Here is a 16,015-nt window from a genome sequence, read left to right on the forward strand (position 1 = left end):
TGTTAGTCCTCAGCTTTTGAAGATGTTTGTTGCCAAATATCACGATTAAAAGAAGTCGTTTGCACATTATTTAAAATTGTTTGAGCTGCTCGAATTTGCATATGCTTCATAGGTGATGAAACATTTTTTAATGACTGCATCCATTCATTATAATTACGACGGTCGACTAAGCGAACACTAAAAGATGAACCTGGGTAATCGAAATAACCATTACGAGTTAAAATAACCTTGCGAATCGGCATGTCTATTTGGTCTTGCTTAAATAATTGTGTTAGGACAGATTCCATTCTGCTTAAGCTAATCATCGGATTGAGTATTTTTGAATCCTTTGTCCCCACTTTTTTCAACCAAAAGCGTTCACTGCCACCTACATATACCGCCTGATTCTCTGCTTCAAGCACAGTAATACAAATGCATTCTGTTGGTGACATTAACACAACATCCAGCTCGATCGGTGCTTTTCTCACCTGTAAAATCGGATAGTAAAAGACTAAATAATTATCTGGTAAGTTTTGTAGCAGTGTACGTAACAAAGAATCGCGCATAAATCGAGGATCTACATACGATTTTTCTCGCAAAGTGGAGCTTGCCCATTTCATTTGAAAATGAAAAAATTGGTCTATAAACATCCGCTTCAATTCATGGATGGACTGAGGTGCGTAAACAATATTCGGTTCAAAAGATAATGTTGTTTCCTCTTCTGGAATGATATCTTCTTCATCGGCAAATTCGTTCGTCACGTCTACTTGCTCAATATCTTCTTGGATATCTTCTTTTGGACGCCCTGTAAAAATCTTTTTAATGAATGAGAAGCGATCTTTTTCTTCAAATGAATCATTGTCTTTTTCATTTTCAGTATGCTGCCATTCCGTTATATCTTCGCCTAATTCCCATTGACGTTTAATGCGCTCCCATTGACTTTTTTTTAAGCGCACAAACTGTGTTGGGTATCTAGCTAAATCAATTTGATAACGTGAAATATAATCTTGTATTTTCACTAATTGTGCCATGTTTAGGTCACTCCAATCTACTACCCCATATCAACTTTGCCTCATTGGCTTTTGTTCTACTACCAATTAAAGGTTCTATCCTTTTTATTTTACATGACGTTTCAGGAGAATACATGCATATTTTGTTCTATAAAAAAGAGCTAGCCTAGCAGCTTGGCTATTAACCAAGTTATAGGTAGCTCTTTTTAATTACTTACTGTTATTTAGCATTGATTGAAAGTGGTAATTTCGCCTCAAATGCTTTTTGTAATTTACGAGTCCATTCTCCAGGAACACCTGCGCCGATTTGACGACCATCCACATCGATAACTGGTGTTACTTCAGAAGAAACGGATGACACGATAATTTCATCCATTGCTAATAAATCGCCTTTTGTCATTGGCTCTTCAATAACAGGTAAATTAATTTCTGCTGCACATTTTAAAATAACTTGGCGTGTAATACCATTTAAGATGTAGTTATTTGCTGGGTGTGTGTAAAGTTTACCTGCCTTAATACCATAAACATTTGCAGATGAACATTCCGTTACAATATCACCACGGTGTAAAATTGCTTCGTAGCATCCTTTTTCAGAAGCCTCTTGTTTTGCAAGTACAGCTCCCAGTAAATTTAACGATTTAATATCACAACGTAACCAGCGCACATCTTCTACCAATGTTGCCTTTACACCTTTTTCAAAATTTTCGATTGAACGCTCGCCAGCTTTAACATTGCCTGTTAGGACAGCTGGTACGCTTGCATCTGGGAAGATGTGGTTACGAGAAGTCGTACCACGTGTAATTTGAAAATAAACATGACCTGTTTCTAAGTTGTTTTTTTCGATTAAATCATGCAGTAATTTGTGTAAAACGTCTTTTGTATAAGGAATGACAAGACGAATTTTTTCGGCACTAGCATAGAAACGATCAATGTGCTCTTGTGCTGTGAACATATTTCCGTTATATACTTTAATTACTTCATATATACCGTCTCCAAATTGGTAACCACGGTCTTCTGGTGAAATTGTAATAGATCCTTCTTCAACGATTTGATCATTCCATAATGAGTATGCCATGTTCATACATCCTTTTCATTTTAAAATTATTTTTTAGTGAAGTGCTTTGCAAGTGAAGCATTGTGACCTCTTTCATAAGAACATTATACTCTTACAGATTACACTTACTTCCCAGCAAGTTCTGCAATAGCTTCTGCATAAATAGCAGCAGCTTGTACTAATTTATCAACAATTACATATTCATCCGCACGATGCATTACATCTGGATCACCAGGGAAAAGCATGCCGAATGCCACACCTTTTTTCAAGACGCGCGCATACGTACCACCACCAGTCGAAAGCAAAGGTGTATCGTTGTCCCCTGTTTGTCGGCGATAAACAGCAGCTAACGTTTGGATTAACGGATCGTCCTCACTGACATAATGAGGTTTTGAGTTATCTTGAACATCGAGTGATAATCCTTTGTCAGCAGCTAAACGTTGAGCCTCTGTAATTTTTTGATCAAATGGATACGTTACAGAGTAGCGGAAACTAACGACTATGCTTCCTCCTTGGGCTACATCATAAGTAACAATACCTGGATTTAATGTCGTTTTGCCAGACATATCATCCTCAAATTGCAAAGCTAATGCGTTGCCATAATGGTCTTGATGGAATACATCTGCGATAAAATCGACAAATTGCTTACTTCCTTCTGTCGTCAATTCTTGCTGTAAAAATGCTGCAAGGTAGACAGCTGCATTGATCCCCTTCTCAGGTTCCATTGCGTGAGCTGCTTTTCCTTTGATAGTTATTATATAGCGAGAACCCTCTTTTAATAAAGAGCCTTCTAGCTGATTTTTGCTTAAAAATGTTTGAAAATTCTGTTCGAATTGTGCAGATACTAATTGAATTGTCGCTTTTGCGAAATCTGGTACCATATTTGGACGCTTCCCAGCATTAAATAGTAGTAGCTGTTCTTTCGTCGCATCCCCAGATTTATTTTGAGAGAACACAAGCTCAGCGATGCCTTTTTCGGCATTTATGAGTGGGAAGTCTGCATCTGGTGCAAAACCGAATGTTGGCATTTCCTCATTTTTAAAATAATGGTCGACACAGCGGAAGCCTGTTTCTTCATCCGTACCGATAATCATTCGTACGCGTTTGTTTAATGGAATGCCTGCATCTTTCACAAGCTTCATGCCCATCCATGCAGCAATCGTTGGGCCTTTATCGTCTATTGCACCTCGGGCAAATAATTTCCCATCGGCAATCGTGCCACTAAAAGGTGGATAAGTCCAATTCGTTTCATCACCTTCAGGCACTACATCAACATGACATAAAATACCGAGTAATTCTTCACCTTGGCCCATTTCAATATGTCCAGCATAATTATCAACATTTTTCGTTTGTAGCCCTTCAGCTTCACCCTTTGCTAACAACCATTCCAGTGCCTTTAGCGGTCCATTACCAAACGGCACATTTTCTGTTATCGTTTTTTCATCCAATACACTATTAATTTGCACAAGCTCCTGTAATTCTCTTACTAACTCATCTTGTCTTTCCTTTGCAGCATGTAACCAATCCATACTATGTACCTCCTCCATTTTATAATAAGATTATTCTACTCTTTACTTAGAAAAATACAATCGTCTTTCTAACTATCATTTGCCTCTCTTCCCTTTACACTACCACATATAGCATCTTTTACACTAATGTCCACAAAATACAGCGAAAACTTTATGTATATATTGTAAATTTCTATTGCATTCACTAGAAAACTGCTTCGTTTTTCTATATAATAGAGTTATCAGAATTATTGTTCTGAACATAAAATTAGAAAAGGGGATGTCTAAGGCAGCTACTTAAAAAGCCTCAGTGCACTCCGCACATAGTGTCGTCCGCTAGTCTTTGCCAAGTGAATTAAGATGAAGGAGTGGTTCATTTATGAAACCAACTACTGATCGAATGCTTAATCGTATTAAAGACGTGTACATGTTTATTTTAGACAAAGGAACCGTGTCTACACAGGATTTAGTCGAAGAGTTTAGCATCACTCCTCGCACCGTTCAAAGAGATTTGAACGTGTTAGCCTTTAACGATTTGGTGATGAGTCCAAGTCGAGGCAAATGGACAACGACGAGTAAAAAAGTAAAATTGACGTCTTAGTTTTTGCGCACGTTGCGTAAAGCATTATTGTAAGAAAAAAGAATGACCTTTCGTCGGGGTCATTCTTTTTTTCTATTTACAGCCTCTTCACAATCCGTTACACTCGAAACATTCTACATGTTGAGAGGAGGATTTTTATGCAACTATCCAAGATGTTCCACCCGCTCGTTTGGATTATTTTAGGTGGCACTATATTTACACGTATTGCGAGCTTTATGGCAATGCCTTTTTTAGCTATATATTTACATAACGAAATTGATGCCTCCCCTTTACAGATAGGGCTGACCATTGGTATTGCACCGCTGATTTCCACTGTAGGTGGATTTTTTGGCGGTTATTTAACAGATCGCTTTGGTCGCAAAAGTGTCATTTTACTTACGATACTTGTTTGGAGTATTGTTTTCTTCGGCTTTGCTACAGCACATACGATATGGTTCTTTGTCGTACTTAATGCGTTGAACGGCTTATGTCGCTCGTTCTTTGAGCCTTCTACACAAGCATTAATGATTGATTTCACTCCAGCAGAAAAACGCAAAAGATTGTTTTCATTGCGCTATACAGCCATTAATATAGCGGCCGTAATAGGACCTCTTATTGGCGTTTATATAGCCCAGCTATCCAGTCCTAGCATTCCGTTTATGCTGACAGGTGTTATGTACATTATTTATGCACTATTTTTATTTTTCGTATTGAATCGTTACGAAATGCAGCAACAAAAAGCTATCACACAAACAAAAGTGCTTCAAACCTTTACGATTCTTTTAACAAACAAAGTATTACTAAGCTTTATTTTTGGAGCCATTTTAATAAATATTGGCTACTCCCAATTTGATTCAACACTTCCGCAATTGATTGAGCTAAAAATTGAGGATGGTGCTAAGCTCTATTCTTTACTAATTTCGTTAAATGCGGCGGTTGTTCTCTTACTACAATTACCGATTAGTATTTTTTCAGAGCGTTTTTCATCATCCACAATTCTTCTGATTGGTATCGTATTCTTTGCAGTTGGTTTAACGCTCTTTGGCATATCAACGAACTATTCGCTGTTCATTTGTGCAATGATTATTTTTACAATTGGCGAAATATTTGCTTTCCCAACAATGAATGTCATGATCGATGAAATTGCACCAGATACACAAAAAGCAACATATCTAGGCGCCTCTCAATTTAAAAATTTAGGTGGTTTTATTGGCCCTATTATTGGGGGATGGCTTTTAACGCATTATATTGATGCAATGTTTGCTGTCATCGCCGTTCTTGTCTTATGTAGTTCACTGTTTTATCGATCTAAAACACAAGGTGCTGCTTAACTATATTAAAAAAGCACGAGTTACGTAGGAGGCAGTTTTTCTTCTCCTACATATCTCGTGCCTTTCATTTCAAACTAAGTTCGTTTGCATATTTTTCTTCTGTCGATGCAACTTCGTCGAAACTGGAGTATTGATCCTTCCCTGCCTTCTTGGACTGATATAATGCTTTGTCTGCCCGTTCAAATAAACTCAATTCTGTTTCATTTGATTTTTTGCAAATTACCCCGCCCATACTAACAGAAATGACGGACCATTTTATATTATCAAAACTACGTATTTTCGCCAAAACGGCATTTGCTAATTGCTCCATAAGTTCCTCGTTCGTATCATATAAAACAATTGCAAATTCATCGCCTCCAAATCTTACAACAAAGCCATTCTTTTTTACGACTTCCTTCAAGATATCGGCTGTTTTAATAAGAATTCTATCACCTTCAGCATGACCAAATTGATCATTTACTTGCTTAAAGTTATCTAAATCTATTAAAAGTAAACCTGGCGTATTAGCTCTTCTTTTTCTTAATAATTTATCCATTTTACTTATATATGTAGCACGATTAAAGACATTTGTTAGTGAATCATATGTTGCTAATTGTATCGTTTTAGAAAACAATCTATTAATAACCATCAGCATAATAAATGCTGTTACTAATGCAATCATCAGAACGAACCAAAACTGTTTCGTATTTTTGGCAAGGGCCGTCAACTTCGTATCGTTACCATATTTCACGTACACTACTCGCTTTGACGATGCACCTCGAACTGTCTCTGCCTCATAAGGTATAAAACGATATGTCTCTATATAGCCATTGCCTAACTCTTGTTGATACTCACTTGGCTTCATCGTTTGGAGAGCTACCTTAAAATGTTCCTGAAATTTTTTTGATTGATTTTTTACAGTTGTTCCAGCGGCATCTGTATCAGAGAAAAAAATACCCCCTGCATTAATTGTTCGTAAATCTAGCAAATCATCATATTTATCAATTAAATAAGCAGAGGTTTTTGCAAAGTTGAATGTTTGAAATACAGGCACTTCACTTAATTTTAAGCCAAGCTCCAATAAATACTTTTTGTCAGGTGTAGCCAAATAGCTAAATTTTCGATATTCGCCTGTAGTTGTTGAAACATCTATACCATCTGTAAAAAACTGTCCGCTTTCTCTTCTTTCGTCTAATAAAGCAGAAAAGTTTTTACAGCAAAGGGAAAAATTCAGCCCTTTATCTTTTTCGAATGTTGTATAAATAACGGTATTTTTTTTATCCAATATGTATATATCCATACCAAGATTGTCTTTCATTTGTTGTAAATCCCAAGTCGCTAGATTAGGATTTTCCTCATAATATGTAGCTAATGCTTGTAGTTCTTGTTCCATGTTTTCCGAAATATTTTTATCAAAATAAAAGCGTGCGTTATCTACAGTTTGCATATCCGTTAAAATATGATTTTCAATGAATGTTCGATTACTCGCTTCTTGGTCTTCAATATTTGCCACAAGTATTTGCCTATTAACATAAGAAATTACGGCAACCAGTATTAATGCAAAGGCAATTAAAGATATTAATAATTTAATTCGTAGTTTTTTCATTAACATGTCCTCTACTCATCTTCACTATCATTTTTTGAACATACTTTTTCTGGTACACTATATTCCCTCTATAATATTTTATTGATATATCATATTATACAGTTATTGGGACAAACATGTAAAAAAAATCCTCGATACTAAAGTACAGCATCGAGGGTCTTTTTATTCTCTATTTTGTAAGCCTGCTAATTCTTCAGACGTTAACTCACGATATTCACCTAATGCTAAGCTTTCATCAAGTTGTAAGCTACCCATCGAAAGGCGCTTTAAGTAGGTAACACGTTTATCAACCGCTTCAAACATACGCTTTACCTGATGAAATTTTCCTTCTTGTATCGTCAATTCAATTTCTGATTGCTGTGCAGATTTTAAAATGACAAGCTCACCTGGCTTAGTTACATAGCCATCATCTAACTCAACACCACGAGCAAATATTTCTCCATCTTCCTGCGTAACAATGCCTTCAATTTTGGCATAGTACACTTTTGGTACATGTTTCTTGGGAGATAATAAATTATGAGCTAATACACCGTCATTCGTTAACAGTAACAAGCCTTCTGTATCTTTATCTAAACGTCCAACAGGAAACGGTTGAAAATGCTGATGCAGAGGATCTAGTAAATCAATCACAGTCTCATCCCGTAAATCTTCGGTTGCAGAAATAACACCAGGAGGCTTATTCATCATATAGTACACAAACTCTGTGTAGACAACCCGTTCACCATAGACGACAACATCTTGCTTTTCTGGATCAACATGCATTGCTGCATCCTTTACATATGTGCCATCTACAGAAACCGCCTTTTGTTTTAGGAGTTGCTTAACTTCCTTTCGTGAGCCGTAGCCCATATTGGCTAGTAATTTATCTAAACGCATAGTTCCTCCTATTTAAATCCAAATTTACTTGTAATACGTGTCAATCGCTCACCAAGTAATTTTTGTGCTAAGCCTAGGCGTAATGATAAATATCCATAAACAGCTATACCCACTGCCGCACAAATAACAGAGTATACGAGCGCAGAGAATTTACCATCTACTGGTCCCATAATAAGTTCTAATAGCTTATGGACGATTAATACACTTACCGCCATCGCAGCTGTTAAAAGCGTAATCAGCATGACACGGCGCAATACCATTTCTGATTTATAATTAAGCGTTTTTCTAAGGATTAACATGTTAATAATAATGGAGACACTGTAGCCAATCGCTGTTGCAAAAATGGCTCCATCTGCTTCTAGCCAACGAATTAACGGTATGTTAAGTGCTAGCTTTACTAAAATACCAGATAGTAAGCTTAAGACAATCCATTTTTGAAAGTCGATACCTTGTAATAGTGCAGCCGTTACTTGGAACAACGCAAATAAAATCGCTACTGGCGCATAATGGGCTAAAATTGCAGCCCCCATTTCACTTTCTGAGTAAAGCATAAAGTATATTTCATTTGCTAATAAAGAAATACCGACAACAGCAGGTAAGGTAATGAAAATCAGTATTTGATATGTTTTATCCATCGCATGACGGAGCGATAAATACTCACCCTGTGTATAATATTTTGTAATCGTCGGTACTAGTGCCATCGAAAAACCCGTTGCGAGCATAACTGGAATAATTACAACTTTATGTGTTGTAAAGTTGATCATCGATAAATATTCATCTGTAACTTTTGCTAAGCCGATTGAACTCATCGCTCCATTAAACGTTAGCATATCCACTAATTGGAATAATGGATTTGCGACACCTACAAACACCATCGGTATCGAATATGTTATTACTTCTTTATAAATATCCGACATCGGTAATTGAGTTGAAGTAATACTTTGACTACGTAATAAGTTAAATTCAGGTTGATATTTCTTCCAGTAATAATAGAGCACCATTAACCCACCAATTGCCCCGATAAATGCTGCAAAGACTGCAAACGAAACTGCTGTTTCAGGTTTGCCATTAAATACAACTACTACTAAGAAAGAACCGCCTAATAACACAACAATTCGGACAATTTGCTCCACTAACTGCGAGATTGCTGTTGGTTCCATTTTGTCATAGCCTTGGAAGAAGCCACGCCATAAACTCATAAATGGCACAACAATAAGCGCAAAACTTACCCAACGTATAACAGAAGCAATTTGCTCAACTGAAAATTTTTGTTCATCACTTTTTATCACAAGCTCCCCGATTGGTGTTGCAAGTATAAAGAGAGCAGCAAATGAGGCAATACCCGTAATCATCATAATGAGTATGCCCGACTTCATCAGCTTGCGTCCTGATTGATAATCTCCCATTGCGTTGTATTTAGAAACAAACTTAGAAACAGCAATAGGTGCGCCTGAAATGGCTATTGCTAGCATAATTGAGTAAGGAATATACGCATATTGATACAACGCGATATTTTCCTGCCCAACAATCGCATAAAAGGGAAAAATATAAATTAATCCAAGCACTTTCGATAAAAACATCCCTAAAGTTAATATCGCAGTACCTTTCATTAAATTGGACATCGTATCCATCCATTCATTAGTAAAATCAAGCCTTTATAAGTGATAAAGCATCACCACTTTTGAAACAATAAATAAGTAAACCAACTGTTATCTTAACATATTTAAAAGAAAACAGATGCATAATTACACTGAAAAATTTTTGAATCAAACATCTCTAGCTTCCCTAGGTTAGATTGATGTCAAATTACTAGTACATTGCCAAAAAAATAGCGGTTCAAAAAATCAAATAGATTCTTTGAACTGCTACTTCTATGTTACATATCAACAAAGAATTGTTTATACCATACTAAGAACACATAAGCTGTCCAAATATAGCGACCACGATTTGCTTTGCCTTCATAATGTTCATCTAAATAACCAACTAATTGTTTCGTATCGAAAAATTCATTAGCGAAGTCAGTTGTAAACATGTCCTTCACCATATTGTAATACTTTTCTTCACGCAACCAGTGGCGAATTGGTACAGGGAAACCAAGCTTTGGACGCTTTGCCCATTCTTCTGGTAACTCCTGATGTGCTGCTTGACGAAGCACATATTTCGTATCAATATCATTTACACGATATTTTGATGGAATATCTTTTGCTAATTCCATTACTTCTTTGTCTAAAAACGGTACACGCAATTCAATTGAATGCGCCATACTCATTTTATCAGCCTTTAATAAAATATCACCAGGCATCCACAAATTCAAATCTAAATACTGCATTTTAGTAATATCATCATCACCAGGTACTTCATCATAAATACGTTTTGTAATCGTTTTGACAGAAGGACCGTTTTTGTAGTCAGGCTTTAGCACATTTAAAGCATCTTCTTCATCCCAAACAACCGCTTCCCCAATAAAACGTTCTTCTACCGTTTGACCGCCCTTAACTAGGAAATGTGTGTATTGGTTTTTAGGTAATGCTTCTGCAACACCGCGCAATGCTTTACGAATACCAAATGGCACCTTCTCGTATTTTTGCATTCTACCAGAGTTTTGGTACCAAGAATAGCCACCGAATATTTCATCCGCGCCTTCACCTGAAAGGACTACTGTTACATCCTTCGCTGCTAGCTCAGATAGGAAGTAAAGCGGTACAGAAGATGGGTTTGATTGCGGCTCATCCATATGCCACTGAATTTTCGGTAATGCTTCAAAACATTCATCCGCTGAAATATATTTACGCTCGTTTTGAATATTTAATGTATCTGATAAATCTTTTGCTAAGTTTGTTTCATTGAACATATCTTCATAGTCAGAAAAACCGACAGAGAATGATTTATCAGGGCGTAGTAATGATGTAATGTAACTTGAGTCAATACCGCCAGATAAGAAAGAACCAACCTTTACATCACTAATTTGGTGGGCGTCTACAGATTCTTTCACTGTTGAACGAATATCTTCCACATATTTTTCAATTGGCGCTTCTTTCGCATGGAATTTTTTATCCCAATATTGCACAATTTGTTTTTTTCCATTTTGAATGACCATATAGTGCGCTGGTGGTAATTTGTACACACCTTTAAAGAATGTTTCGTCCATTGAAGAATACTGGAATGTTAAATAAGGACGTAATGCATTTTTGTTTAATTCTTTAATAAAAGCTGGATGTGGCATGAAAGATTTTATTTCTGAACCAAAAATAAATGTTCCATCCGTTGTATTTTCAGTATAGTACAACGGTTTAATGCCAAAGCCATCACGTGCGATAAATTGTAAATCTTTCTTTTTATCCCAAATACAGAATGCGAACATTCCGCGAAGCTGTTTGACGAATTCTACACCGTACTGAATATAGCCGAAAATTAATACTTCACTATCTGATTTCGTTTTAAACGTATGACCTTTTGCTTGTAGGTCTTCACGTAACTCTTGGAAATTATATATCTCCCCATTGAAAACAAGCACGATGTCCCCATCTGGGCTATAAAGAGGTTGATTTGCCACGTCAGATAAGTCAATAATACTTAAACGACGGAAACCTAACGTTACTTTATCGTCACTATGAATACCACCACTGTCTGGTCCACGGTGAATAATCGTATTCATCATATTTTCAATTGTTTGGTGATGATCAATCACATTTGTTCCATTAATATAGCCAATAAATCCGCACATCTATTTTTTCACCTCATAATTTAGTGCATAACCACTACCATCATAGCACGAATAGCCATTCATTTCATGCTGTCATTATAGATAAAAAATTATAATGCACTTTATGATAATTTTCAATGTAAAGTAGCCGCCCTCTATATAGACTTCATGTATAATAGGAAAAGTTCCTAAAAATGAAAAGAAAGTGAGTTCACATATATGTATGATGTAATCGTTATCGGTGGTGGCCCCTCTGGATTAATGGCTGCTATTGCGGCTGGAGAACGAAAAAAGAAAGTTTTACTACTTGAAAAAGGGACAAAGCTTGGTAAAAAGCTAGCAATCTCTGGTGGAGGGCGTTGTAACGTGACGAACAGACTCTCTGTTGAAGAAATTGTTAAACATATTCCTGGCAATGGTCGTTTTTTATATAGTCCTTTTACTGTTTATAACAACGAAGATATTATTACCTTTTTCGAAGGTCTAGGTGTTGCATTAAAAGAAGAAGATCATGGTCGTATGTTCCCTGTGTCAAACCGCGCACAAGATGTCGTCGATGCCCTTATCCGTCAATTGCAGCGACTACATGTTGAAGTCCGCTTAAATACACCTGTTAACAAGCTACTAATGGATGAGGAAAAGATTCTTGGTGTGCGTTTAGCAGACGGTACAGAAGTTCGCTGTGAAGCTGTTGTTGTTGCAGTTGGAGGGAAAGCAGTGCCGCAAACAGGTTCAACAGGTGATGGCTATCCTTGGGCTGAGCGAGCTGGTCATAATGTCACAACGCTATTCCCAACAGAAGTACCGATTTTATCGAAGGAGGACTTTATTCAAACGAGAGAGCTCCAAGGACTAGCATTACGAGATGTTGCAGTTTCCGTTCTCAATAAAAAAGGCAAGTCGCTTGTCACACATCAAATGGATATGCTCTTTACGCATTTTGGATTAAGCGGTCCTGCCGTTTTACGCTGTAGTCAATTCGTAGTTAAGGAATTGATGAAAACAGGTTACGATCCTGTCACAATGCGTATTCAAACACTCGTAGACTACAATGAAGAAACTTGTCTGCAATATTTAAATAAACTTATTAAAGAAGAACCGAAAAAGGCCGTGAAAAATGTGTGGAAAGGTGTCGCACCAGAACGCTGGCTACTATTCTTATGTGACCGTGCAAGCATCGATGTTCAAGTGACTGGCACTGAATTATCTCAAGAAAAAATCCGTGCGCTAGCACATCTACTCGTCAATTTCACAATGACTGTTAGTGGTACGCAATCTCTCGACAAAGCATTCGTTACAGGTGGTGGCGTCTCTGTAAAAGAAATCGAACCAAAAACGATGGCATCCAAGAAAAAAGCAGGGTTGTTTTTCTGTGGTGAAATTTTAGATATTCATGGCTATACAGGCGGCTACAACATTACGTCTGCGCTTGTTACCGGAAGAATTGCAGGTATGAACGCCGCATTTTAATAATAATATTCAATTTGCTATGGGGCAGGGACAAAAGAGAAAAAGTGTTAGATTGATGGCGGTCAATCTAACACTTTTTTGCAATGCCGTTGATGTCCGCTACGGCGGATGCTTTCCGCGGGCACACACGTAAGCCACAACCCTCGCTAGCGCGCGGTTTGTTGTGTCTTACATTGCGTGCGTTCCCGCAGGAGTCACCGCCTTCGCTACCATCAACTAGTGTACTTTTCTATTTTTTTATTTACTGCAAAAGAATGAATAGTTATAGCTTCATTCATTTTACAAATTACAAAGCAGAAAATTGTCATCACAATAATCTAACACTTTTGGCTATGCCGTTGATGTCTCCGCTACGGCGATTGCTTTCCGCGGGCACACACGTAAGCCGCAACCCTCCGCTAGCGCGCGGTTTGTTGTGTCTTACGTGTGTGCGTTCCCGCAGGAGTCACCGCCTTCGCTACCATCAACTAATGTTCTATTCTATTTTGTATGCATTGCACAAGAATGAAGAACTACCGATTTTATCCTATCTTCTTTTCCACAAAAAACTGTTTTTCTGTAGCGCCTCTTTAACTTTCGCTAGACAAATAGACCTCTTCATATGGTTGTATGATGACAAATCCTTCTCCTGAGAAAGCCATTTGAATTGATTCACCACTTCCACGTCCAATAAACGTACGGAAGCTAATATCTGTTTTAAACTCAGGTGTTAAATTACCTGACCACGCTACTGTAGCATGTGGATCTGTATAAACCGTCTCTCCTGGCTTTACTAATAATGTCAATGGCTCGAAATGAGTTGTGATAGCTACCTTACCTGTTCCTTGTAAAGTGACATTAAATAAACCACCAGACATAATACCAGCCATTTTACGCATTAATTGAATATCCCAATTTATCGTAGGTTCAAATGCCAATAAGTCATTACCGTTTACGCAAATACTTTCACCCTTCAAATCAAAAATGGTCACCTTTTTTCCTTGATCCGCTAAATAGAGACGCCCCTTCCCTTTTGCTTTCATCAGTTGCGTGCCTTCACCTGTCAGTGCTTTTTTAAACATCTTGGATAGACCATGCTCCAATACACGTTCCCGTTCAAACTTAATGTCGCCTATGTATGAAATCATAGCCCCCATTTTCGACCAGACTTCACCATCTAAGTTTACCTCTAGTACACGTTCCGTTTCTAACTCAAAATATTCGTTTACATGATCATTTTGTTGTGTCGTGCTTATAAAGTCGTTTAATGAATACTTCCCCATGTACATCTCCTCCTCTGCTTTCTTTACCTTATATACGTTACATGCCACGAAAAGATTCACCTAGTCATTATCACTTTCCATATGAATCGTAGCGAACACATTCATTTACTATATTTTTGATTATTTTCACAGGTATGTGCTGTCATCAAGAAAAGAATATCGTTGCAAAAATTCTCTTTTAGTACCAAAATCACTTTATTTACCATAATGTTATTGACATCAACAAACAGCTGTTATATGTTAGACGAAGATTAATCGAGTGTTGTATAACAATGACTACAAATAAAAACCGCATCAGTGTCATATGCGAAATGACACTAATACGGCAATACCTTCAAGTGCGAATTGAAAGTGAAAATTATCGTGTAGCGGAGACGTCTCCAACTTTTTGTGATGCTGCTTTTAACGCTGTTTGTTTACGTACATCAGCACGTAATGTTATTGCAATAATGAATGAAATGGCAATTAACCCTGCAAAAATATAAAAGACAGGAATGTAACTGTCATAAGCATTTCTAATACCACTCACTAGAAGTGGACCAAATACACCACCTAATGACCAAGTTGTCAGTAAATAACCATGGATGACCCCAAGTTGTTTCGTACCAAATAAATCACTTGCGAATGCAGGTAGGTTTGAGAAACCACCACCATAACAACTAACTACTAAGAAAATAAGTGCTTGGAAAATAATAACGTTTGTCGTATGTGGTAATACGATAAATGTAATAAGTTGTGCTGTAAAGAAAATAACAAAAACGTTTGGACGACCAATATAATCAGACACAGCAGCCCAAATTAATCGGCCACCACCATTGAATAACCCCATTACTCCTACCATTGCTGCGGCACCCGCAACTGATAACCCTACAATTTCCTGTGCCATCGGAGATGCTACAGAAATCATCATAATACCCGCTGTAACATTTACTAAGTGCATAGACCATAACATCCAGAAATGCTTTGTTTTCACAGCTTCACGAGCTGACATAACAGCCAAGTCTGTTTTCACTACTTCTTTGCCTTTTTCTGCAGCCGCTTTCATATTCGCAGGCATATAACCTGGTTTTGGCGGTGCTATATATGAAGCCCCTAAAATCATTAACGTGAAGTAACATGCCCCTAAAATAAAGTAAGTTGTAGAAATTCCGACTGCTTCCATTAAGTTCGCTGCTACTGGTGCAGTAATAAGTGCACCCGAACCAAACCCTAGTACAGCCATACCAGTTGCTAAACCACGACGATCTGGGAACCATTTAACTAATGTTGATACAGGTGCGATATATCCAATCCCCATACCAAGTCCACTTAGTAAGCCGTAAGTTAGCCAGTACAATGTTACTGAATCCATTGAAATCGCAACACCTGCTCCTGCTTGTCCTGCTCCAAACAGCACAGCAGCTACCATAGCAGATTTACGCGGACCCATTTTTTCTACTAAACTACCAAATAGTGCTGCCGAAAAACCTGCAAGCCCCATCATAATTGTAAAGGCAATCGTAACCTTCGTTTCACTCCATCCCATTTCTGTGACAATCGGCAGCTTGTATACACTGTATGCATAAGCTCCACCAATTGAAAGGTGAATAGCGATCGCAGATAATGCAATTAACCATCTATTTTTATTCATAAATTCTCATTTCTCCCCTCTTTTGCT

Annotated in this window: 12 protein-coding genes; 3 read left to right on the forward strand and 9 right to left on the reverse strand. The window is 37.5% G+C overall.

Annotated features, from left to right (window positions below):
• Positions 1-2: 2 nt before the first annotated feature.
• From FH508_RS18265 to pepV, 3 genes are all read right to left on the reverse strand, one after another.
• Positions 3-1,010, reverse strand: coding sequence for a nuclease-related domain-containing protein (locus FH508_RS18265; protein WP_173477582.1), 1,008 nt, complete (start codon positions 1,008-1,010; stop codon positions 3-5).
• Between the two features lie 199 nt (positions 1,011-1,209).
• Positions 1,210-2,064: a D-amino-acid transaminase gene (dat, locus tag FH508_RS18270; protein WP_173477583.1), complete on the reverse strand. Its 855-nt coding sequence runs from the start codon at positions 2,062-2,064 to the stop codon at positions 1,210-1,212.
• A 104-nt stretch (positions 2,065-2,168) separates the two neighbouring features.
• Positions 2,169-3,572 carry a dipeptidase PepV gene (gene pepV / locus FH508_RS18275; RefSeq protein ID WP_173477584.1) on the reverse strand — a complete coding sequence of 468 codons (1,404 nt, stop codon included), beginning with the start codon at positions 3,570-3,572 and terminating at the stop codon, positions 2,169-2,171.
• 358 nt (positions 3,573-3,930) lie between these two features.
• On the opposite strand from pepV, the gene FH508_RS18280 reads away from it, so the two are divergent.
• Together FH508_RS18280 and FH508_RS18285 are read left to right on the forward strand one after the other, a co-directional pair.
• Positions 3,931-4,152, forward strand: a complete 222-nt coding sequence (locus FH508_RS18280) for a DeoR family transcriptional regulator (RefSeq protein ID WP_025220342.1) — start codon at positions 3,931-3,933, stop codon at positions 4,150-4,152.
• Positions 4,153-4,289: 137 nt separating this feature from the next.
• Positions 4,290-5,462 carry an MDR family MFS transporter gene (locus tag FH508_RS18285; protein ID WP_173477585.1) on the forward strand — a complete coding sequence of 391 codons (1,173 nt, stop codon included), beginning with the start codon at positions 4,290-4,292 and terminating at the stop codon, positions 5,460-5,462.
• A gap of 64 nt (positions 5,463-5,526) precedes the next feature.
• Here FH508_RS18285 and FH508_RS18290 read toward each other — a convergent pair whose 3' ends face one another.
• The 4 genes from FH508_RS18290 to asnB form a co-directional block, all read right to left on the reverse strand.
• Positions 5,527-7,047, reverse strand: coding sequence for a diguanylate cyclase domain-containing protein (locus tag FH508_RS18290; RefSeq protein ID WP_173477586.1), 1,521 nt, complete (start codon positions 7,045-7,047; stop codon positions 5,527-5,529).
• Between the two features lie 162 nt (positions 7,048-7,209).
• Complete coding sequence (locus tag FH508_RS18295; RefSeq protein WP_173477587.1) at positions 7,210-7,923, reverse strand: pseudouridine synthase; 714 nt, start codon at positions 7,921-7,923, stop codon at positions 7,210-7,212.
• A gap of 8 nt (positions 7,924-7,931) precedes the next feature.
• A complete protein-coding gene (locus tag FH508_RS18300) occupies positions 7,932-9,545 on the reverse strand; it encodes a putative polysaccharide biosynthesis protein (protein WP_173477588.1) in 1,614 nt (537 codons plus the stop codon).
• Positions 9,546-9,799: 254 nt separating this feature from the next.
• Positions 9,800-11,647, reverse strand: a complete 1,848-nt coding sequence (asnB, locus tag FH508_RS18305; RefSeq protein ID WP_173477589.1) for an asparagine synthase (glutamine-hydrolyzing) — start codon at positions 11,645-11,647, stop codon at positions 9,800-9,802.
• Between the two features lie 198 nt (positions 11,648-11,845).
• Here asnB and FH508_RS18310 point away from each other — a divergent pair, with 198 nt between their 5' ends.
• The gene (locus FH508_RS18310; protein WP_173477590.1) at positions 11,846-13,096 is read left to right on the forward strand and encodes a BaiN/RdsA family NAD(P)/FAD-dependent oxidoreductase; all 1,251 of its coding nucleotides are present in this window, start codon (positions 11,846-11,848) and stop codon (positions 13,094-13,096) included.
• Positions 13,097-13,665: 569 nt separating this feature from the next.
• On the opposite strand, the gene FH508_RS18315 is transcribed toward FH508_RS18310, so the two are convergent.
• Positions 13,666-14,358: an AIM24 family protein gene (locus tag FH508_RS18315; protein WP_173477591.1), complete on the reverse strand. Its 693-nt coding sequence runs from the start codon at positions 14,356-14,358 to the stop codon at positions 13,666-13,668.
• A 358-nt stretch (positions 14,359-14,716) separates the two neighbouring features.
• Positions 14,717-15,988, reverse strand: coding sequence for an L-lactate MFS transporter (locus tag FH508_RS18320; RefSeq protein ID WP_173477592.1), 1,272 nt, complete (start codon positions 15,986-15,988; stop codon positions 14,717-14,719).
• Positions 15,989-16,015 lie beyond the last annotated feature (27 nt).

The organism is Lysinibacillus sp. CD3-6 (assembly GCF_006351725.2).
In the GTDB taxonomy this organism is placed as follows: Bacteria; Bacillota; Bacilli; order Bacillales_A; family Planococcaceae; genus Lysinibacillus.

Bases quoted from the DNA above. Each gene is read 5' to 3' on its own strand.
- FH508_RS18265 (WP_173477582.1), bottom strand. From the start codon at position 1,010: ATGGCACAATTAGTGAAAATACAAGATTATATTTCACGTTATCAAATT.
- dat (WP_173477583.1), bottom strand. From the start codon at position 2,064: ATGGCATACTCATTATGGAATGATCAAATCGTTGAAGAAGGATCTATT.
- pepV (WP_173477584.1), bottom strand. From the start codon at position 3,572: ATGGATTGGTTACATGCTGCAAAGGAAAGACAAGATGAGTTAGTAAGA.
- FH508_RS18280 (WP_025220342.1), top strand. From the start codon at position 3,931: ATGAAACCAACTACTGATCGAATGCTTAATCGTATTAAAGACGTGTAC.
- FH508_RS18285 (WP_173477585.1), top strand. From the start codon at position 4,290: ATGCAACTATCCAAGATGTTCCACCCGCTCGTTTGGATTATTTTAGGT.
- FH508_RS18290 (WP_173477586.1), bottom strand. From the start codon at position 7,047: ATGAAAAAACTACGAATTAAATTATTAATATCTTTAATTGCCTTTGCA.
- FH508_RS18295 (WP_173477587.1), bottom strand. From the start codon at position 7,923: ATGCGTTTAGATAAATTACTAGCCAATATGGGCTACGGCTCACGAAAG.
- FH508_RS18300 (WP_173477588.1), bottom strand. From the start codon at position 9,545: ATGTCCAATTTAATGAAAGGTACTGCGATATTAACTTTAGGGATGTTT.
- asnB (WP_173477589.1), bottom strand. From the start codon at position 11,647: ATGTGCGGATTTATTGGCTATATTAATGGAACAAATGTGATTGATCAT.
- FH508_RS18310 (WP_173477590.1), top strand. From the start codon at position 11,846: ATGTATGATGTAATCGTTATCGGTGGTGGCCCCTCTGGATTAATGGCT.
- FH508_RS18315 (WP_173477591.1), bottom strand. From the start codon at position 14,358: ATGGGGAAGTATTCATTAAACGACTTTATAAGCACGACACAACAAAAT.
- FH508_RS18320 (WP_173477592.1), bottom strand. From the start codon at position 15,988: ATGAATAAAAATAGATGGTTAATTGCATTATCTGCGATCGCTATTCAC.